Consider the following 17696-nt stretch of genomic DNA (forward strand, 5'->3'; position numbering starts at 1 on the left):
GCGCATGCCCAAGAACGGTGAGCCGATCGAAGTCGAGGTAGGCGAGCGCAAGGTCAGGGTGTCCAGCCCGGACAAGGTGTACTTCCCGGCCCGCGGGATCACGAAGCGCCAGGTCGTGGAGCACTATGTCGCGATCGGCGAGCCGTTGCTGCGCGCGGTCGGGGAGCGGCCCACGACGCTGAAGCGTTACGTCGATGGCGTCGAGGGCGAGTGGTTCTACGCGAAGCGCGTGCCGAAGGGCGCCCCGGAGTGGGTGGAGACCGCGAAGATCACCTTCCCGTCGGGCCGGACCGCCGAGGAGGTCTGCCCGACCGAGGCCGCCGTGTTCGCCTGGGCGGCGAACCTGGGCACGTTCGACTTCCACCCGTGGCCGGTGCGGCGTCCCGACGTCGACCACCCCGACGAACTCCGCATCGACGTCGACCCGCCGGACGAGGCCGGGTTCAGCGACGCTGTCGAGGTCGCCGGCGTGGTGCGTGAGGTGCTCGACTCGGCCGGGCTCGTCGGCTACCCGAAGACGTCGGGCGGCCGCGGCGTGCACGTCCTGGTGCGCATCCGGCCCGAATGGGACTTCATCGACGTCCGCCACGCGGTGATCGCGCTGGGCCGCGAGGTCGAGCGCCGGATCCCCGAGAAGGCGACCATCGCGTGGTGGAAGGAAGAACGCGGCGGCCGGGTCTTCATCGACTACAACCAGGCCGCGCGCGACCGCACGGTGGCCTCGGCGTGGTCGGTCCGCGGCACCCCGCGTGCCACCGTGTCGACCCCGCTCACCTGGGACCTGCTGACCGAGGTCGACCCGGACGACTTCGACGTCCTCACCGCCGGTGCCTTCTACGCCGAGCGCGGCGACCTCCACGTGCCGATGGACGAGCAGGCGTTCGGCATCGAGACGCTGCTGGAGTGGTACGCGCGGGACGAGCGCGATCACGGCCTCCGCGAGATGCCTTATCCGCCGGACTACCCGAAAATGCCGGGCGAGCCGAAGCGGGTCCAGCCCAGCAAGGCGCGCGACGACACCTAAGCCACCTGGGGTGCTGATGCTGTGAAGGCCGGTCAGGACACCAGGCACCCTTTCACTCACGGCCCACCCGACGGACCCGTGACCCACGCGTCGAGCGCGGCCGAGCGTGTCGCGAAAGCCACTTTCGCGACGTCTGATGTCCCGAAACTGGCTTGTGCGACACAGCCCGTTGCCGCCGGGCGCCGGTCCGGGGGCGCCGAGACAGTCACGGTCGACGCGGGCGCGGCCTCCGCCGTGACGGTGACCGTCGCGGCGGCCATCGGCGAGGCGGGCGCTCTCGGAGATGTGGCCGCCACCACGCCGATGCCCGCGCCCAAAGGTGAGCGCCACAGTGAGCCCGGCCACAAGCGGCTTCTTATTTCGTGACGGTGCGTGCGGTTTCGGTGACGAATTCGTACTTGTCATCCGTCTCTTCTTCGCTTTGCTCGCAGAGTGATTGCGCTTTCGTGTCGATCGAGAAACCTGTTACCGCTCCACGGCGAACCGATACGAGACTGTGTGACGCGTGCGGCCCAGTCGTAACGGCAGGGCTCCTGCCAGCGACAATTCCCGTCGAACGTTTACGGTGGGGGAGACGAAGGAGTGCCTGTGGACGACTTGATCGCCTTTCTCGCCGCGCGTGTCGGACAGCGCCAGGCGTTGATCATGCAGGCGGTCAAGAAAACCGAGATCAGCGAATCCCTCAATCGTGGTGAGACCAAGGTCGTCATCGAAAAGAAGATCCGGTCGCTGCACGACATCGAACTCGACGTGGTCAATCAGATGATCAACGAGATCGAGGCGACCCGGCGGCTCCTGCAGGCGCACCGCACCACGGTTTCGGAGAAGGTCCCGGGATTTCCCCTGTACGGCAACGAGTACTGGTGCGAGACGTGCAACGTGCCCGCCGACGAGGCCGGGACGAACTGGTGCCTGACCCTGCGGCTGCTCGCCCTTCCCCACGCCGACCATCCGGACTACAGCGAACGCTGGCGCCCCTGAGCGGGGAATGCCAGGCGGGGCCGGGCGCGTTGATCCGGGGGTGATCACGCTTTCGGTACTGGACCGGTCCCCGACCCGCCGCGGTGGCGACGCGCCCCGCGCGTTGCGGGACACGGTCGCCTTCGCACGGGACATCGAAGCGCTGGGCTATCACCGGTTCTGGGTTTCCGAGCATCACAGTGTGCCCGGCGTGGCCGGTTCGGCACCGACGGTGCTGGCGGCCGCGGTCGCTTCGGCGACCGAGCGGATCCGGGTCGGCACCGGCGGCGTGATGTTGCCGAACCACCGGCCGCTGGTGGTCTCGGAACAGTTCGGCGTCCTCGAATCGCTGTTCCCCGGCCGGATCGACATGGGGCTGGGCCGGTCGGTCGGGTTCACCGGCGGGGTCCGCCAAGCGCTCGGGCACGAGAAGGACGACGCCGACGACTTCGGTGACCAGGTCCGGGAACTGCTGGGCTTCCTGGCGGGTGACCAGACGGCGTATCCGGGTGTGCACGCCATTCCGGCGGAAGGGTTGCGCGTACCCGCGTTCCTGCTGGCCACCGGTGCCGGGGCGCGGCTGGCCGCGGAACTGGGGCTGCCGCTGGTGATCGCGCCGGTCCGGGGCGAGGGGCCGCTGCTCGAAGCCATCGAGGGCTACCGCTCCGGCTTCCGTCCGTCCGCGCAGGCTTCGCGACCGTATGTCGTGATGTCCACGGCGATCGCGGTCGCGGAGACGGCCGAAGCCGCTCGACGACTGCTGATCCCCGAAGCGTGGTCGACGGTCTACTCGCGCACGCACGGGGTTTTCCCGCCGCTGTCGCCGGTGGAGGAGATCCTCGCGGGGCCACTGTCCGAACGGGACCAGGAGAGACTGGACCGGGCGCTCGACGGTCAGCTCGCCGGCACTCCGGACGAGGTGGGCGACCGGCTGTCCGGCCTCGTCGCCAAGACCGGCGCCGACGAGATCCTCGTGACCACCAGCACCTTCGACCAAGCCGACCGGCTGGACTCCTATCGGGCCCTCGCCGAAGTGGCGGGGCTGCGGAGTCTCGCCGCGGCGTCGTGATCCTTGCTAGTGTCGCGGCCATGACTGCCGGGTCGGCCTCGTGCCGTGAGCGGACGGGTTCCCCGGCCGACATTTGATCTCCGCGCGGGCCCGCAGCCCGCCTCCGCGTGTGTCCCTGCGAAGTGGACGATGCGCGGAGAGGAGGTGAATCGCATGTCCCCCAACGAGAACTGGCGTGATTTCGTCGTCGCCAACGCCGACGGCGGTGTGCTGGACGGCGTCGTCACGCGGGTGCTGCCGTTCGGCGCGTTCGTCGAAGTGGCCCAAGGGATGGAAGGTCTCTTGCCCACCGTCGGCGGTGCCGGTCCGCTCACCGCGGGTGCGGCCGTCGCGGTGCGGCTCGACAAGCTGGACGTCCAGAACCGGCGGTTCAGCCTGACCCTGGCTTGACGACCCCTCGCGTTCAGTCCTCTGGTTGCGGTCCTTGCACGCGCAACTATCGCAACCAGAGGACTACTTGCGGCTTGGCCTGTGGCGCTGGGGAGGATTGAAGACGTTCAGCGTCCCCAATCCTCCCCACTCATGAACCAGTCGCTCAGGGCTGCGGGTGACGCTGCGTGAAGTCCGTGAAGGCCTCCTTAAGGGACCCAGAGTCCCTTAAGGAGGCCTTCACGGACGTCTGCGCGAGTGGGTCCGGCGCGTTTAGTCCTCTGGTTGCGGTAGTTCGTGACGCGTACAACCGCAACTAGAGGACTACTTGCGGTCTTGGGCGAGGGCGTGTTCCAGCACGGCGGCCTCGGCGCGCAGCCGGTCCGCGGTGTCGGCGCGGCCGAGGCGGTCGTACTCGTCCGCGGAGATCGTGCTCGTCCCGCGGCTGCCTGCCGAAGCCTTCGGTGACGTGGCCGATGATCGTGCGCGTCGCCGGCACGATGGTCCGAAACGCTAGAGGCGCAAGAGAAGCTGGGTGAGGACGCGCTGCGCGGGGTCGTCCAGGTCGATCCCGGACACCTCTGCGGCGCGCCGCACCCGGTACCGCACCGTGTTCGGGTGGATGTTCAGCTCCCGCGCGGCGCGCCGGACATCTCCGAACGCGTCGAGGTACGTGAGCACCGCGGGTACCAGGATGCCGCCGTGCTCCGCGTCGTGCGCGATCAGTTCGAGCAAGCGAGGGTCGCGGATTCTCGGTTGCTCACCGAGGAAAGCGAGTACCTCGGACAGCAGGACCTCGGCGCGGACGTCGGCCAGTGAGGCGACGTCCGCGGTGCCGTGCCCGCGCGCCATCGTCGCGAGCACGCGGTCCGCGTCGCCACGCGAGGCGGCCGCGTCGGAGAGCCGGGGGACGACACCGCCCAGCGCCGCGCGCACCCGGACGTCGAGATGTCGTTGCGCGGTGCCGACGATTTCCTTGGCCAGCGCCAGGATCCGCGTCTCGGCGTGCTCGGGCAGATCCGGCAGGAGCGCGTAGACCCGGCCGCCGATCACGCTCACCAGCGCGCTCCGCCGGTACGCGGCGGTGTGCACGGTGATCAGGTGCACCAGTTCGGCTCGCCGCAGTTGCCGGTCGGTCGCCGCCCGGTCGCGGGGGAGCGAGAACCCCAGCACCATGGCGGGTTTCCCGGGATCCGCGCCGATGTCGTCGGCCACGGATTCGACCTCTAAACGGCCGTCGAGCAGCCCAGCCAGCAGGTCCTCGCGCAGCCGGAGTTCCGGGCTGGGCAGGGTCCGGTGCCGGATCAGCTGGGGCGCGAGCGCCCGGCTCGCCCCGAGCAACGCGACTTCCGCGCGTTCGGTGAGCGGATGCGTGCCCTCCTGCACCCAGATCGTGCCTAACGCTTGTGACCCGGCGTGGATCCCGGCCGCGATTCGGCGCCGGATGCCGAGATCGGGCCGCTCGTCGACGCGGACGATGCCTTCCCCGGCGCGAAGCCGCTGGTAGATACCCCATTCGCGCAGCATCGCGAGGTACCGTTCCGGGCCTTCGCGGCCGAGGATTGAGAGACGGCGCAGTTCGTCCACCTCGTCGCCCGCCCGCGAATAGGCCAGTACGCGGCTCGAGGTGTCCTCGATGCTGACCAGGCCGCCAGTGAGCGTCGCGATGGTCTGCGCGAGCGAGAACAGGTCGCCCAGCACCTCGCCGCTGTCCGCTTCGCCACCGGCGCGGGCCGCGTCGACGACACCCCTGGCCAGCGCCTCGACCTGTTCCCAGCGTGCCTCGTGGCCGACCTCGATCAGTGCGATCCCGGAGTCGCTCGCGACGTTGACGACGGCCGAGCCGTTCTTGACCGCCACGGCGGCCGCGCCGGACCGCCCCGCCGCCCGGATCGCGCCCGCGGCGGCCCGGCCGCGAGCCCCGATCACCAGGACGAGATCACCCGGATGGGCGTCGGGCGGATCCTCCGGATCGTGGATGACGACGTCCTCCACCTGATCCCCGAGTCCGCCCGGGGCCGCGAGCACTCTGACCAGCGGTTCCCCGAGTGTGGCGAGGACATGCCGCAGGGAAGCGCCAGTAGTCAAATCCGTAGTCGCTGTAATCACCGAATTAAGCCGATCGGACAAGATGGTCACCCTGATTCTAGCCAGTTGAACAAGCCGTAGCGGAGGCGTCCGGTCTAGCGTTCGGGGTGAGACCTCTAACCGGCGAAGTGAAGTCAGGAGCAGTCAGTGGACGCCGTGACCCAGACCCCCGCCCCGAAGAACGAGCCGGTGCTGAACTACGCACCGGGCAGCGCCGAGCGCGCTGAACTCGAGGGCGCGCTCAAGTCGCTGGGCGGCGCGGACCCCATCGACCTCACCGTGACGATCGGTGGTGAGCAGCGCAAGGGCGGCGGCGAGAAGATCGAGGTCGTCCAGCCGCACAACCACAAGGCGGTGCTGGGCGTCATCCACAGCGCGACCGCGCAGGACACCCACGACGCGATCGCCGCCGCGAAGGCCGCCGCTCCCGGCTGGCGCGCGCTGTCCTACGACGACCGCGCCGCGATCATCCTGCGTGCCGCCGACCTGCTGGCCGGCCCGTGGCGTGCCCGGCTGAACGCCGCCACCATGCTCGGTCAGTCGAAGACCGCCCTCCAGGCCGAGATCGACTCCGCCTGCGAGCTGATCGACTTCTGGCGTTTCAACGTCGCCTTCGGCCGTCAGATCCTCGCCGAGCAGCCGGTCAGTTCGCCCGGAATCTGGAACCGGATGGAGCACCGCCCGCTCGAGGGCTTCGTGTACGCCATCACGCCGTTCAACTTCACCGCGATCGCGGGCAACCTGCCGACCGCGCCCGCGCTGATGGGCAACGTCGTGCTGTGGAAGCCGTCGCCGACGCAGAGCTACGCCGCGCACATGCTGATGCGTCTGCTCGAAGAGGCCGGTATGCCGCCGGGCGTGATCAACCTGCTGCCGGGTGACGGCAAGGCCGTCTCCGAGGTCGCCCTGACCCACCGCGACCTGGCCGGGATCCACTTCACCGGGTCCACCCCGACGTTCCAGCACCTGTGGGGCACCGTCGGCGCCAACATCGGCGGCTACCGCACGTACCCGCGCCTGGTCGGCGAGACCGGCGGCAAGGACTTCGTGCTCGCGCACGCCTCGGCCGACGTCGACATCCTGCGCACCGCGCTGATCCGCGGCGCGTTCGAGTACCAGGGCCAGAAGTGCTCGGCCGCGTCCCGCGCCTACGTCCCGCGTTCGCTCTGGGCGAGCCTGAAGGACGACTTGGTCTCCGAGACCGAGGCCATCACCTACGGCGACGTCAACGACCTGAGCAACTTCGGTGGCGCCGTGATCGACCGCCGTGCCTTCGACAAGCACGCCGCCGTGCTGAAGAGCGCCGCCGAGGACGCCGAGGTCGAGGTCATCGCCGGTGGCACCGCGGACGACAGCGTCGGCTACTTCGTGCGCCCGACGATCCTCGTTTCGGACAACCCGAAGCACGAGATCTTCCGCACCGAGTACTTCGGCCCGATCCTCTCGATCCACGTTTACGAAGACGACACCGAAGCGGACTTCGACAACGTGCTGAAGCTGGTCGACGAGACCGCCGACTACGCGCTCACCGGTGCCGTCATCGCCAACGACCGCACGGCCGTCGCGAAGGCGGCCGAGGCGCTTCGCTTCGCCGCCGGCAACTTCTACGTCAACGACAAGCCGACCGGCGCGGTCGTCGGCCAGCAGCCCTTCGGCGGTGCCCGCGCTTCCGGCACCAACGACAAGGCCGGTTCGGTGTTCAACCTCCTCCGCTGGACGAGCCCGCGCTCGATCAAGGAGACCTTCGTTCCGCCGACCAGCGTCCGTTACCCCCACCAGGGCTGAGTTCTCCAGGAGTCCGTGATGTTGCGTGCCCCGCTGCTCGCCGCCGCTCGATCCCAGCGGATGCGCAAGCTGGTCGAGGTCGTCCCCGCCACCCGATCGGTGGTAGGTCGGTTCGTCGCCGGCGCCGGGACGCCCGACGCCGCCAGGGTGGTCCGCGAACTGGCCGACGACGGTCTTCGGGTCACCCTCGACCACCTCGGCGAGGACACCACCGACGCCGAGCAGGCCACGACGACCGTCCGTGCCTACGAGGAACTGCTGTCCGCGCTGGCGGCCGACGGCCTCGCGTTCGGCGCGGACGTCTCGGTGAAGCTGTCCGCGGTCGGCCAGTTCCTGCCGGCCGACGGTGAGAAGGTCGCGCTGGAGAACGCCCGCAAGATCTGTGCGGCGGCCGAAGCGGTCGGTGCCACGGTGACCCTCGACATGGAGGACCACACCACCACCGACTCGACGCTGGGCATCCTGCGGGAACTGCGCACCGAGTACCCGTGGGTCGGCGCGGTGCTGCAGGCTTATCTGCGGCGTACCGAACAGGACTGCCGCGACCTCGCCGGGGAGGGCTCCCGCGTCCGGTTGTGCAAGGGTGCGTACGCCGAACCCGAAGAGGTCGCGTTCCTGGACAAGTCCGAAGTGGACAAGTCCTACGTGCGCTGCCTGAAGATCCTCATGCGGGGTAAGGGTTATCCGATGGTCGCCTCACACGACCCCCGGATGATCGCGATCGCAGAGAAGCTCGCGATGGACACCGGCCGCAAGGCGGACGATCACGAATTCCAGATGCTGTACGGGATCCGTCCCGAAGAGCAGCGCCGGATCGCGGGTGACGGTAAGACGATGCGCGTCTACGTCCCCTACGGCGACGAATGGTACGGCTATTTCATGCGCAGGCTGGCGGAACGCCCGGCGAACCTGGCGTTCTTCCTGCGCGGACTCGCCACCCGGGGCTGACCCGGTCCCTGGTGGCACGGTTCCGCTGAAGTACAAAGGGGCCCTTCCCGGCGAAATCCGCCGGGAAGGGCCCCTTCTTACGTTTTCTCAGGCTTCCTGACCCTCTTCCTTGAGCTTGTCCATGTCGATGTCGCGCGCCTGCTGGATCAGGTCCTCGAGGGTCTTCTCCGGGAGCGCGCCTGGCTGCGCGTAGATGACCGTCTTGTCGCGGATCACCGCGAGCGTGGGGATCGAGCGCACGTCGAAGGCGGCGGCCAACTGCTGCTCGGCCTCGGTGTCGACGCTCGCGAACACGATGTCGTCGTGCTTGCCCGACACCTTTTCGTAGGTCGGCGCGAACTGGCGGCACGGCATGCACCAGCCGGCCCAGAAGTCGATGATCACGAAGTCGTTCTCGGACACGACCTGATCGAAGTTGGCGGCGGTCAGCTCAACTGTGCTCATGACCGGCGTAACGAAACAGGCCGGACGCACATTCCCGCGAGAGCGCGTAGCGTCTGCGGTGGAGCAACTCAGAAGGAGGTGCGCATGGCCGACGGAGACATCCTCAGCCGGATCGACGAGCTGGTCAGCGTGGAGCACGAACTCCGCTCGCGGGCGATCGGGTCCGGGCTGAGCTCGGACGACCGCGCCCGGCTCGCGGGTGTGGAGCAGCAGCTGGACCAGTGCTGGGACCTGCTGCGGCAGCGGCGGGCGCGGGTCGAGTTCGACGAGGACCCGGACCAGGCTTCGGCGCGGCCCGTCAGCGAGGTCGAGTCCTACCGGCAGTAGCGCTTTCCGGCGGGGGCTGAAGGGGACTTTCCCCGCGTCTCACGCGGTGAAGGGCGCTTTGCCCCCATGTCATGCGGGGAAAGTCCCCTTCAGCTTGCGAGGGTGCCTCAGACCGGGCAAAGCGTTCCGTCGACCGGGATCTTCCCGTCGATCAGGAAAGCCCGCGTCGCGTCGGTGACGCAGGGGGAGAGGCTCAGCGCGCCGTGCCCGGCGCCCTGCCAGGTGATCGTCACCGCGCTCGGCATCTGGTCGGCGGCCCGGCCGGTGCCCTGTTCCGGCGTGACCGGGTCGGTCGCGGTGCCCGCGACGAGGATCGGCGGGGCGCCCGGGGCGCCGGCTGGCGGAAGTGGTTCGCGGCGGACGGGCCACGGGCTGCACCACGCCAGTTGCTGCGCGGCGAAGACGCCGAACTGCGGGTACTTGTCGCGCAAGGTCGTGGTCACGCGCGTGAGTTCTTCGGCCGAGAGCCGCGTCGCGCTGTCGTTGCACTTGGTCGCGAGCGTGCCGTCCAGGCGGGACGGCCGTGCCCGGGAGTCCTTCAGCACCGGTTCGGCGAACGCGGCCAGCGGCGTGACGTCGCCGGTCCGCGCGGTCTTGAGCGCCTCGGCGAGCTCCACCCAGCGCGAGCGCTGCGCGAGCCCGGAATGGACGGCGTACAGCGCGATCCCCGGCGTGATCTCCACCCCGTCGGAGGTCGTCGCGGGAGCGGCGCGAAGCCGGTCCGCGACGGCGGTCACGGCCGATCGGGCGTCGCCGATCGGGCAGCCCTTGGCGAGGCAGTCGGCGCCGAACGCGTCGAGGGTGGCCTGCGCGCTCGCGGCGACGGATTCCTGGACGGCGGCCGCGTCGGGGGCCGGGTCGGGCAGCCCGTCGAGCATGACGCGGCCGACTTGCGCGGGGAACCGCACGGCGTACTCGGCGAGGACCTTCGATCCGTCACCGCGTCCCAACGCGTGCAGTTTGTCCAGCCCCAGTTGCTCCCGCAGTTCGTCGAGGTCACCCGCGGCCCGCCAGCTGTCCATCGCGACCTGCGAGTCGTCCAGCTCGATCGTGCACTGCTGGCCCGCCCTGCGCGCCGCGTCGACCACGGCTTCGAGGTCGCCGGCTGCCGGATCGCCGCCGAGCAGGTCGGTGCGGATCTCCGTGGGGATGCATTGCACCGGCGCGGAAGTCCCGGTCCCGCGCCGGTCCACGCCGATCAGGGAGAACTTCCGCAGGTACTCGGGCGGCAGCGTCGCGGCCAGCCGGGCGGCGTAAAGCGACCCGGGTTCACCGTCGACGTCGTTGACCACGACGAGCGGGATCGGCCCGCCCCCGGTCCTGACCACCGACAGCCGCGAAAGCCCGCGGCCGGGCAGGTCCGGCGCGTCGAGCGTGGTGGGCACCCTGGCACAGGAGAACTTCAGCGTGTCCGGCACGGGCGGCTGGCCCAGCCGCTGCCGGGTCGCTTCGTCGCAGTCCTCCCATTTGATGGACGGCGACCGCGGTTCGGTGAGTGGCGGCAGCGGCACCGGCTGCGCCGACGACGAACCGCCGGGAGTGGGTTTGCCGTCGTTGTCGATCACTGCGGGCCGGACCGACGGCCCGGCCGTGCAGCCCGCGAGCACGGTCGCGACCATGGCCGTCATCAGGATCAGCCGTGGCCTGCGGCGGACGGTGCTGGCGGGGCGCACGGGCTGGTCCTCACTTTCCGGGCATGACAAAGCTCTGAGGAGAGCTTCGCAGGTCGGATGTCAGGACACGGTTAGCGGGTGCGCTTGACCTCGCCGCGGAACACCGCGTCCAGGTCGTACCGGGCGACCTCGTCGAGCTGGGCGTAGGTGCAGGAATCCGGTTCGCGGTCGGGACGCCAGCGCTTGAACTGCGCGGTGTGGCGGAAACGCGACGGGTAACCGCCTTCCGTGTGCTCGTAGCCGACCTCCACCACCTTTTCCAGTTTCAGCGGCACCCACGGGGCTTCCTTGGACTTCCACCGGGTGACCCCGCCGGGGATCCGCTGGTGCTCTCGCACGTTGTCGCCCAGCCACGGGTGATCGGCCCCGTCGGTGATCAGCGGCGCCAGTTCCTCGGCCAGTTCACGCCGCCGGGTGACCGGGAACGACCCGACGACACCGGGGTGGTGCAGCACGCCGTCCTCGTCGTAGAGCCCGAGCAGGAACGAGCCGACCATCTCGCCCGCTTCGCCGTCGACGTGCCACCGCAGTCCCGCGAGCACACAGTCGGCGGTGCGCGAGTGCTTGTACTTCAGCAGCACCCGTTTGCCGGGGGTGTACGGCTCGTCGAGCGGTTTGCCGATGACGCCGTCGAGACCGGCGCCCTCGAACAGTTCGAACCAGTGCCGCGCGATCGCCGGATCCGAGGTGGCCGGGGTCAGGTGGATGCCGTCGGAGGCCAGCTTCTCCAGCAGTTCCCGCCGTTTCGACGTCGGTTCGTCCAGATAGGACTCGTCGCCGAGCGCCAGCAGGTCGAACGCGACGAACTCCGCCGGGGTCTGCTCCGCCAGCAGCTTGGTCCGGCTTTCGGCGGGATGGATCCGGTCGGTGAGCGCGTCGAAGTCCAGTTTCCCGTCCCGGCCGACCACCAGTTCGCCGTCGAGCACGATCCGTTCGGGCAGCGCCGCCTTCAGCCGCTCGACGACCTCGGGGAAGTACCGGTTGAGCGGCTTCTCCGACCGCGACTGCAGGGTCAGCTCGTCGCCGTCGCGGAACACCAGGCAGCGGTACCCGTCCCACTTCGGCTCGAACAGCAGGCCGCCGGAATCGGGGATCGCCTTCGCCGGTTTGGCGAGCATCGGTTTGACCGGCGGTGTCAAGGGAAGCGACATGACGGCCATTCTCGCGCAGGCGACGTGCTCAGCGCACCCGTTGCGGTGCTCCCGTGTCGAGTTCGAGCCGGACGGCGGTCGGCAGCACGTCGACCCCGAGTGATTCCCGCGCGCGGGCCAGCACGGTGAGGTCGAGCTGCTCCCAAACCCGTTTCAGGTCGGTGCCCTCGCTCAGCCAGAGCGTGATCCGCAGAGCCGGGTTCTCGCTGTCGCCGACCGCGCGGACCCTGGCGCGTCCGACACCGTCGATCGTCTCGGCGTCGGCGCGGACGGCCTCGGAGATGGCCGAGGAGGTCACCACGAGGTCGTCGTCGAGTTCGAGGTCGGGACGGCCTTCCGGACGCGACGACCGGAAGAACCACCACAGTCCCAGCCACAACAGGAGGACGCCGAGCACGATCGCGCCGACGCGGGCGGCGGGCGCGTGCTGCGAGAGCCAGTCGAGCGCGATCGGATCCACGAGCGAGCGGCCGGCGCGGTACGTGCCGAGCCACCCCGCGCCGACCACGAGCACGGCGGCCCCGCCGAGCAGCGCGAGGAGTCCGATGAGGACGGTCAGGGTGCGTTCCGTGCCGGTGGACCGGCCGAGCGCCTTGGCGGAGACCGAACGGGTCATCGGCGGTCCTTCGGGGAGTCGACGACGACGGACACCTTCGGCCGTCGCACCAGGGGGACATCGTCAAGCAGGCCGGAGACCGTCTCCAGCAGCCGCGGGCGCAGCTGCCCTTCGGTTTCCAGCCTGCTCGTCGCGCGGACACGGACCTTCTTGGCGGTGGCGGTGACCTTCGCGCCGGCGACGTTGTCCTGCGCCCGCACGGTCACCCCCACCAGCCGGGCCAGCGAACGCGGCGACGTGGTCACGCTGACCTCGTTCGCCGGATCGGTCAGCCGGATGGCGCGCCGCCCGGCCGAGGCCGCCGCCAGGATCAGCAGCAGCCCCACGATCGCGACGCCGATCGCGACGTACCGGACAGCCGGAGCGCTCCAGGACAGTTCCGCGAGCCTGTCGCGCCAGTCGTCCCACGGCACGAACAGCGGTCCCCGCCCCGGCCGCCACCAGCCCCAGCCGACCTCCAAGGCCAGCAGGACCCCGGCGGCGGCCAGCGCCAGCCCGATCAGGGCGGACAGCAGGCGGACGAACAAACGCATGCGGATGCTCCTTAACGGACGCGGGGCGCGATGTCGGGCAGGAGCGCGGAGACCGTCACCGAGATGTCGCGGACCTGGTACGAGGTGATCCGTTCGACCTCCTCGGTGACCCGGGCGCGCAGATCGCCGACGACCCGCCGCACCGGTGCCGGGTACTTCAAGGCAACGTCGAGCACGAGGTCGACGTCGTTGCCCTCACCGCCGACCTTCGCGCTCGCGCCGTGGGTCCCCAGCCCGAGTCCGGCGATCCGCCGCTCGGCGAGGATGGTCCCGTCGACCTGGTCCGCGGCGTGCTGCGCGATCTTGCGGACCACGGACGGCGCGATGGTGAGGGAGCCGCGATCGTCAGGGGTGCCGGGGTCGGGCGGGACGGTCATTTGTCGCGGCCCCGGCCGAACAGGTCGCCGAGGTCGAGTTCGCCGTCGAGTACGCGGCCGAGGACGAGGCCGATGACGCCGACGGCCAGAGTCACCAGGAACGCGGTGAAACCCTGTGTCGCGGCGAGGCCGAGGATGAGCCCGGCGAGCAGGCCGGTCTGGGTTCCGTTCATCATGCGACCCGCGAGGTCTCGGTCTCGCCGCCGTTCTCGTCGGGCAGGTGGATGTCGTTGACCGCGATGTTGACCTCGATCACTTCGAGGCCGGTGATCTGCTCGACCTGGCCGATCACGTTGCGGCGCACCGCCCGCGCGACGTCGACGATGCGCGCGCCGTACTCGACGACCACGTCGAGGTCGATCGCCGCCTGCTTCTCGCCGACCTCGACCGAGACACCGGACGTGGTGACCGTGCCGGAACCGGGGATCCGCTCGCGGATCGCGCCGAAGGCCCGCGAGACCCCGCCGCCCAGCGCGTGGATCCCGGTCACCTCACGGGTGGCGAGACCGGCCACCTTCTGCACCACCACCGACGAGATCGTGGTCTTGCCGGCGGCGCCTTCCTCGTTGAGGGACGACCCCGTCACGAGGGTGTCGGGCTTACTCGCGCTCGGTTGCGTCATGAAGTTCGCTCCTTCTCGCACTTGCGCCGCGCGACCTGCGCGCGCGGCGTTCCTAACGCTCTCACCGACCAGGACACACGCGCATGCCGAGCCGTCCCGCGATGTCCCCCGAACGGGGTAATCACTTCCGGGGTTCAGTCCGGGTGGACGTCGACGACGTGGACGTTGATCGCGGGCGGGGCCGAGCCGAGCTGGCCGGTCAGCGCCGCGGTGACGCGGTGCCGCAACAGTTCCGCGGCGACCGCTTCGACGCCGAACCGGACCGTCACCAGCACCTGGAGCACGTCGTCTTCGAGCGCGACGGCCGAGACGTGGACCCCGCCGAGGTCGCGGCCGATCTCGGCGGCGAGCCCCCTGGTCATCAGGACCAGTGCCCGTTCCGACACCTGGGTCTTCCCCCCTGCCGAGGGCAGGTCGAGCGGTGCCGTGGTGTGCCTGCCGCGGGCGCCGCCGACCGAGCGAAGCACACGTTCGACGAGCCCTGGCGGTGTCGGCACGGGGCGGCTCGCGGCGGCGCGCACCTGCTCCCACCGGGGGTCGTCGCGCGGATCCTCGCTCTTCACCGTTCCCCCGGTCTGAAAGTCTCGCCGAGCTTCGCCAGCAGCGCCACCCTCGCGCGGTGCAGTCGGGCACGCAAGGCGGGCACACTGACTTCCAGAACCTCGGCCACCTCCTCGTAGGTCATCCCCTCGAATTCTCGCAGAATCAGCGGGATCCGCTGGCCGACATCGAGTTCGGCGATCGCGCGCAGCACGGTGCCGACCTGCTCGGCGCTCACCACGTGACCCTCCGGGCCAGGCACGATCCCGGCGTCGCCCTCGTCGAGCGGCACGGTCGGTTTCCGGCGCCGGACCTGACCGAGCGCGCCGTTCGTCGTCACCCGATAGAGCCACGTGGAGAACGCGGACTCGTGCCGGAACCCTGGCAGCGCGCGCCACGCGGAAAGCCAGGCCTCCTGGACGACGTCCTCTGCCTCCGACGCGCTGCCGGTGATCCTCAGCGCCACGCGGTACATCCGGGCCGTGTGGCGCCGCACCAAGGTGTCGAAGGCACCGTGGTCCCCGCTGGCGGCTCTGGTCACCAGTTCCTGGTCCGAAACCGGCGCGGGCTCGCTCACCCGCCCTCCCGGCGGCGGTAGCGCAGCATGGTGAATCCGTCCTCGAACAGCATCGACGCGACGTCCATCCGGCGCGGTTCCGGGGCGGGCCGGCCGTCGGCGATCCGGCGCTCGCCAGCACCCGCCAGCAGCGGAGCGATGGTCAGGCACAGCTGGTCGACGAGGTCGGCCGCGATCAGGTCACCGAACAGCGTCGGCCCGCCTTCGCAGTCGACGCGGTACAGCCCTCGCCCGGCCAGGAGTTTCAGCGCCTCGTGGAGGTCGACGTCATCGGTTCCGGCGACGAGCACGTCGGCGCCCGCGCGTTCCAGCGCGGCTCGTGGTGCCTTCTCGGTGGTGATGACGATCGGCGGGACCTTGGTGTCGGTGAACAGCGGGCCCGCGGGGTCGAGTTCACCGGAACGGGTCACCACCGCGATCGGCGGGACGTCGGACAACCCGAGCGAGACCCGGCGGGCGGTGCGTTCGGGGTTGATCCGCGCGCCGCGGTAACCCTCGGCGCGAGCCGTGCCCGCGCCGACCACGATCACGTCGGAAAGCAGCCGCCCCAGCAGGAAGATCCGCTTGTCGGCGGGGTGCGAAAGGCCCTCGGACAGCTCGTCGACCGCGACCGCGCCGTCGGCGGAACTGACGAAGTTGACCTGGACCCAGGGACGGGTCAGGTTCTCGGGATACCCGTAGAGCCGCTCCAGGTCGGCGTCGGAGACGGGATCCGCCGGTGTCGTTGGCCACAAAAGCTGCACACCTCCATCCCAGCACGAGCCCGACGGCACCGCTGAGCGGGGGATACGCCCGGTCAGGGAGGGTGAACGGCCGCCGCCGGTGCGGTTACTCTCGGCGAATGCCCGCCCGCCTGATCGATCGCCGTCCGGAGCTGTCCGCCGACGAGCTGATCACCGCGCTCGTCCCGCCGCCCCGGTTCGACGCGGTCCGGTTCTCCACTTACGTGCCCAACCCGGACGAGCCGAGCCAGGCTGAGGCCGTCGTCGACTGTGGCGCGTTCGCGAAGCGCGTCGCGGAAGCCGCGAACCGGAAGCCGAAGTCGAAGCTGCGCGCGCTGTTCGGCGGCGGGGACGACGCGCCCACCGGGCCGAGGGGGCTCTACCTGGACGGCGGTTTCGGCGTCGGCAAGACCCACCTGCTCGCCTCGACGTGGCACGAGACGCCTTCGCCCAAGGCGTACGGGACGTTCGTGGAGCTGACCCACCTCGTCGGCGCGCTCGGGTTCGCCGAGGCGGTGCGACGCCTTTCCGAGCACCGGTTCCTGGCGATCGACGAGTTCGAACTCGACGACCCCGGCGACACCATGCTCGTCACCCGGCTGCTGCGGGAGCTGATCTCGGCCGGGGTGTTCGTGGCGGCGACCTCCAACACGCTGCCGGACAAACTCGGTGAGGGCCGGTTCGCCGCCGCGGACTTCCTGCGCGAGATCCAGTCGCTGTCCGCCCGGTTCGGCGTCTGCCGCGTCGACGGCCCGGACTACCGTCACCGAGGCCTGCCGGACGCGCCGCCGCCAGCGAGCCCGGAGGAGCTGGAAGCCTCCGCCGCCGCGCACCCCGAGTCCACTGTGGACGACTTCGACGCGTTGTGCGACCACCTCGGCGGGCTGCACCCTTCGCGCTACGGCAGGCTTCTCGACGGCGTGAGCCGCGTGCACCTGCGCGACATCCACCCGGTGCCCGACCAGAACGTCGGACTGCGGCTGGTCGCTTTCGCCGACCGGCTCTACGACCGCGCGATCCCGCTGATGGTCTCGGGCGAGCCGGTGCCGCTGCTGTTCACCGAGGAGATGGTGAACGGCGGCTACCGCAAGAAGTACCTGCGTGCCGTCAGCCGCCTGACAGCACTGGCGCGCGACGCCGTGCAACCCGGCTGAGCAGCATCCACGTCGCGCATACGACCGCGACGGCGAAGAACGTGCCACCCACGACGTCGGTCAGGTAGTGGTAGCCGAGGCCGATCATGCCGATCGTGACACCACCGAGCACCACCGCGCCCACGAGCGAGATGACGACCGTCGCGACGCCGGGCCTGGCGAGCAGGACGAGCACGGTCAGCACCGCGACCAGCGCGACGGTGTGCCCGCTGGGATAGGCGAGCCACGTGTTCTTCCAGCGGCCGAAAAGGGGTTTGAGCACCCAGGTGTTGGCGAAGATGGCGATGAGCGGGCCGACGATGGCCAAGGCCGCTTCGGGTTTGCGCCGTCCCAGCAGGCGGAGTGCGGCGGCGAGGACCGCGACCGGGATCAGGACGTAGGCCTCGGTCGGCAGCACGAGGAGTCGCAGAAGGTCGGTGTCGAAGCTGCGCCGCACCCACTCGTCGGCCAGTGCGTCAGGGCCGGAAAGGCCTTCGCCGGAGACCAGCAGGCCGAGGACGACCATGAGCACGGCGCAGGTCGTCGCTACCAGCCCGTACGGCGCTCTTCCGCTCATCCGGCGAGATTACGTGACCACCCGCCAGAACGGCCTGTAGCGGGAATCACGCAAGACCCACCGCAAGTAGGTGGCGCCCACCCGTGATCAGACGGCGATCACGCGTGATCAGACGGAGAACACCCGTGATCAGGCGAGATCGCCGCCTAACCACGGGAGAT

22 protein-coding genes are annotated in these 17696 nt (G+C 70.0%); 9 read left to right on the top strand and 13 right to left on the bottom strand.

Translation table 11 applies throughout. The features are described from left to right. The first annotated feature begins 4 nt into the window (after nt 1-4). From ACM6LR_RS20295 to ACM6LR_RS20315, 5 genes are all read left to right on the top strand, one after another. Nucleotides 5-1024 (top strand): DNA polymerase domain-containing protein, encoded by a 1020-nt coding sequence (locus ACM6LR_RS20295; protein ID WP_414944297.1) that lies wholly within the window; start codon nt 5-7, stop codon nt 1022-1024. Between the two features lie 78 nt (nt 1025-1102). Continuing rightward, nucleotides 1103-1390, top strand: a complete 288-nt coding sequence (locus ACM6LR_RS20300; RefSeq protein WP_414944298.1) for a hypothetical protein — start codon at nt 1103-1105, stop codon at nt 1388-1390. A gap of 222 nt (nt 1391-1612) precedes the next feature. After that, nucleotides 1613-2005 carry a DUF6221 family protein gene (locus ACM6LR_RS20305; protein WP_414937579.1) on the top strand — a complete coding sequence of 131 codons (393 nt, stop codon included), beginning with the start codon at nt 1613-1615 and terminating at the stop codon, nt 2003-2005. A 7-nt stretch (nt 2006-2012) separates the two neighbouring features. Next, complete coding sequence (locus ACM6LR_RS20310; protein ID WP_414944299.1) at nt 2013-3053, top strand: LLM class flavin-dependent oxidoreductase; 1041 nt, start codon at nt 2013-2015, stop codon at nt 3051-3053. A 153-nt stretch (nt 3054-3206) separates the two neighbouring features. Further along, entirely contained in the window at nt 3207-3443 is a 237-nt protein-coding gene (locus tag ACM6LR_RS20315) for a S1 RNA-binding domain-containing protein (RefSeq protein ID WP_414937581.1), read from the top strand. A 492-nt stretch (nt 3444-3935) separates the two neighbouring features. Here ACM6LR_RS20315 and ACM6LR_RS20320 read toward each other — a convergent pair whose 3' ends face one another. Continuing rightward, on the bottom strand, nt 3936-5510 hold the full coding sequence (locus ACM6LR_RS20320; protein WP_414944300.1) for a PucR family transcriptional regulator: 1575 nt from the start codon (nt 5508-5510) through the stop codon (nt 3936-3938). A 147-nt stretch (nt 5511-5657) separates the two neighbouring features. Between ACM6LR_RS20320 and pruA the strand changes: the two genes are divergently transcribed. Beyond that, nucleotides 5658-7295 (top strand): L-glutamate gamma-semialdehyde dehydrogenase, encoded by a 1638-nt coding sequence (pruA, locus tag ACM6LR_RS20325; RefSeq protein WP_414937583.1) that lies wholly within the window; start codon nt 5658-5660, stop codon nt 7293-7295. An 18-nt stretch (nt 7296-7313) separates the two neighbouring features. Next, the gene (locus tag ACM6LR_RS20330) at nt 7314-8243 is read left to right on the top strand and encodes a proline dehydrogenase family protein (protein WP_414937584.1); all 930 of its coding nucleotides are present in this window, start codon (nt 7314-7316) and stop codon (nt 8241-8243) included. 87 nt (nt 8244-8330) lie between these two features. Here ACM6LR_RS20330 and ACM6LR_RS20335 read toward each other — a convergent pair whose 3' ends face one another. Further along, on the bottom strand, nt 8331-8687 hold the full coding sequence (locus tag ACM6LR_RS20335; protein WP_414937585.1) for a thioredoxin family protein: 357 nt from the start codon (nt 8685-8687) through the stop codon (nt 8331-8333). Nucleotides 8688-8771: 84 nt separating this feature from the next. Between ACM6LR_RS20335 and ACM6LR_RS20340 the strand changes: the two genes are divergently transcribed. Next, on the top strand, nt 8772-9014 hold the full coding sequence (locus tag ACM6LR_RS20340) for a DUF2630 family protein (protein WP_414937586.1): 243 nt from the start codon (nt 8772-8774) through the stop codon (nt 9012-9014). A 107-nt stretch (nt 9015-9121) separates the two neighbouring features. On the opposite strand, the gene ACM6LR_RS20345 is transcribed toward ACM6LR_RS20340, so the two are convergent. The 10 genes from ACM6LR_RS20345 to ACM6LR_RS20390 form a co-directional block, all read right to left on the bottom strand. Further along, a complete protein-coding gene (locus ACM6LR_RS20345; RefSeq protein ID WP_414944301.1) occupies nt 9122-10687 on the bottom strand; it encodes an alpha/beta hydrolase in 1566 nt (521 codons plus the stop codon). 71 nt (nt 10688-10758) lie between these two features. Next, on the bottom strand, nt 10759-11838 hold the full coding sequence (locus ACM6LR_RS20350) for an ATP-dependent DNA ligase (protein WP_414944302.1): 1080 nt from the start codon (nt 11836-11838) through the stop codon (nt 10759-10761). Nucleotides 11839-11866: 28 nt separating this feature from the next. Beyond that, nucleotides 11867-12454, bottom strand: coding sequence for an alkaline shock response membrane anchor protein AmaP (locus tag ACM6LR_RS20355; RefSeq protein WP_414937589.1), 588 nt, complete (start codon nt 12452-12454; stop codon nt 11867-11869). Then, nucleotides 12451-12987, bottom strand: coding sequence for a DUF6286 domain-containing protein (locus ACM6LR_RS20360; protein ID WP_414937590.1), 537 nt, complete (start codon nt 12985-12987; stop codon nt 12451-12453). Before ACM6LR_RS20360 ends, ACM6LR_RS20355 begins: the two co-directional genes overlap by 4 nt. Nucleotides 12988-12998: 11 nt before the next feature. Beyond that, nucleotides 12999-13364: an Asp23/Gls24 family envelope stress response protein gene (locus ACM6LR_RS20365; RefSeq protein ID WP_414937591.1), complete on the bottom strand. Its 366-nt coding sequence runs from the start codon at nt 13362-13364 to the stop codon at nt 12999-13001. Beyond that, nucleotides 13361-13537 (bottom strand): hypothetical protein, encoded by a 177-nt coding sequence (locus ACM6LR_RS20370; protein WP_005157087.1) that lies wholly within the window; start codon nt 13535-13537, stop codon nt 13361-13363. Before ACM6LR_RS20370 ends, ACM6LR_RS20365 begins: the two co-directional genes overlap by 4 nt. Next, complete coding sequence (locus ACM6LR_RS20375; protein ID WP_414937592.1) at nt 13537-13986, bottom strand: Asp23/Gls24 family envelope stress response protein; 450 nt, start codon at nt 13984-13986, stop codon at nt 13537-13539. The genes ACM6LR_RS20370 and ACM6LR_RS20375 overlap by 1 nt, the downstream gene beginning before the upstream one ends. Before the next feature lie 134 nt (nt 13987-14120). After that, nucleotides 14121-14549, bottom strand: a complete 429-nt coding sequence (locus tag ACM6LR_RS20380; RefSeq protein ID WP_414937593.1) for a hypothetical protein — start codon at nt 14547-14549, stop codon at nt 14121-14123. Beyond that, the gene (locus ACM6LR_RS20385) at nt 14546-15103 is read right to left on the bottom strand and encodes an RNA polymerase sigma factor (RefSeq protein WP_414944303.1); all 558 of its coding nucleotides are present in this window, start codon (nt 15101-15103) and stop codon (nt 14546-14548) included. The genes ACM6LR_RS20380 and ACM6LR_RS20385 overlap by 4 nt, the downstream gene beginning before the upstream one ends. Then, nucleotides 15100-15846: a pyrimidine reductase family protein gene (locus ACM6LR_RS20390; RefSeq protein ID WP_414944304.1), complete on the bottom strand. Its 747-nt coding sequence runs from the start codon at nt 15844-15846 to the stop codon at nt 15100-15102. Before ACM6LR_RS20390 ends, ACM6LR_RS20385 begins: the two co-directional genes overlap by 4 nt. Nucleotides 15847-15944: 98 nt before the next feature. Here ACM6LR_RS20390 and zapE point away from each other — a divergent pair, with 98 nt between their 5' ends. Further along, nucleotides 15945-16979: a cell division protein ZapE gene (zapE, locus tag ACM6LR_RS20395; protein WP_414944305.1), complete on the top strand. Its 1035-nt coding sequence runs from the start codon at nt 15945-15947 to the stop codon at nt 16977-16979. Here the strand turns inward: zapE and ACM6LR_RS20400 are convergent. After that, nucleotides 16933-17535 (bottom strand): phosphatase PAP2 family protein, encoded by a 603-nt coding sequence (locus tag ACM6LR_RS20400; protein ID WP_414944306.1) that lies wholly within the window; start codon nt 17533-17535, stop codon nt 16933-16935. The two genes, zapE and ACM6LR_RS20400, sit on opposite strands and share 47 nt — an antisense overlap. Nucleotides 17536-17696: the final 161 nt, after the last annotated feature.

This window comes from Amycolatopsis sp. cmx-11-32 (genome assembly GCF_047608695.1).
Taxonomy (GTDB): domain Bacteria; phylum Actinomycetota; class Actinomycetes; order Mycobacteriales; family Pseudonocardiaceae; genus Amycolatopsis.

Coding starts and splice junctions, on each gene's coding strand:
- ACM6LR_RS20295 (WP_414944297.1), top strand. CDS start 5: ATGCCCAAGAACGGTGAGCCGATCGAAGTCGAGGTAGGCGAGCGCAAG.
- ACM6LR_RS20310 (WP_414944299.1), top strand. CDS start 2,013: ATGCCAGGCGGGGCCGGGCGCGTTGATCCGGGGGTGATCACGCTTTCG.
- ACM6LR_RS20315 (WP_414937581.1), top strand. CDS start 3,207: ATGTCCCCCAACGAGAACTGGCGTGATTTCGTCGTCGCCAACGCCGAC.
- ACM6LR_RS20330 (WP_414937584.1), top strand. CDS start 7,314: ATGTTGCGTGCCCCGCTGCTCGCCGCCGCTCGATCCCAGCGGATGCGC.
- ACM6LR_RS20335 (WP_414937585.1), bottom strand. CDS start 8,687: ATGAGCACAGTTGAGCTGACCGCCGCCAACTTCGATCAGGTCGTGTCC.
- ACM6LR_RS20340 (WP_414937586.1), top strand. CDS start 8,772: ATGGCCGACGGAGACATCCTCAGCCGGATCGACGAGCTGGTCAGCGTG.
- ACM6LR_RS20350 (WP_414944302.1), bottom strand. CDS start 11,838: ATGTCGCTTCCCTTGACACCGCCGGTCAAACCGATGCTCGCCAAACCG.
- ACM6LR_RS20355 (WP_414937589.1), bottom strand. CDS start 12,454: ATGACCCGTTCGGTCTCCGCCAAGGCGCTCGGCCGGTCCACCGGCACG.
- ACM6LR_RS20360 (WP_414937590.1), bottom strand. CDS start 12,987: ATGCGTTTGTTCGTCCGCCTGCTGTCCGCCCTGATCGGGCTGGCGCTG.
- ACM6LR_RS20365 (WP_414937591.1), bottom strand. CDS start 13,364: ATGACCGTCCCGCCCGACCCCGGCACCCCTGACGATCGCGGCTCCCTC.
- ACM6LR_RS20370 (WP_005157087.1), bottom strand. CDS start 13,537: ATGAACGGAACCCAGACCGGCCTGCTCGCCGGGCTCATCCTCGGCCTC.
- ACM6LR_RS20375 (WP_414937592.1), bottom strand. CDS start 13,986: ATGACGCAACCGAGCGCGAGTAAGCCCGACACCCTCGTGACGGGGTCG.
- zapE (WP_414944305.1), top strand. CDS start 15,945: ATGCCCGCCCGCCTGATCGATCGCCGTCCGGAGCTGTCCGCCGACGAG.
- ACM6LR_RS20400 (WP_414944306.1), bottom strand. CDS start 17,535: ATGAGCGGAAGAGCGCCGTACGGGCTGGTAGCGACGACCTGCGCCGTG.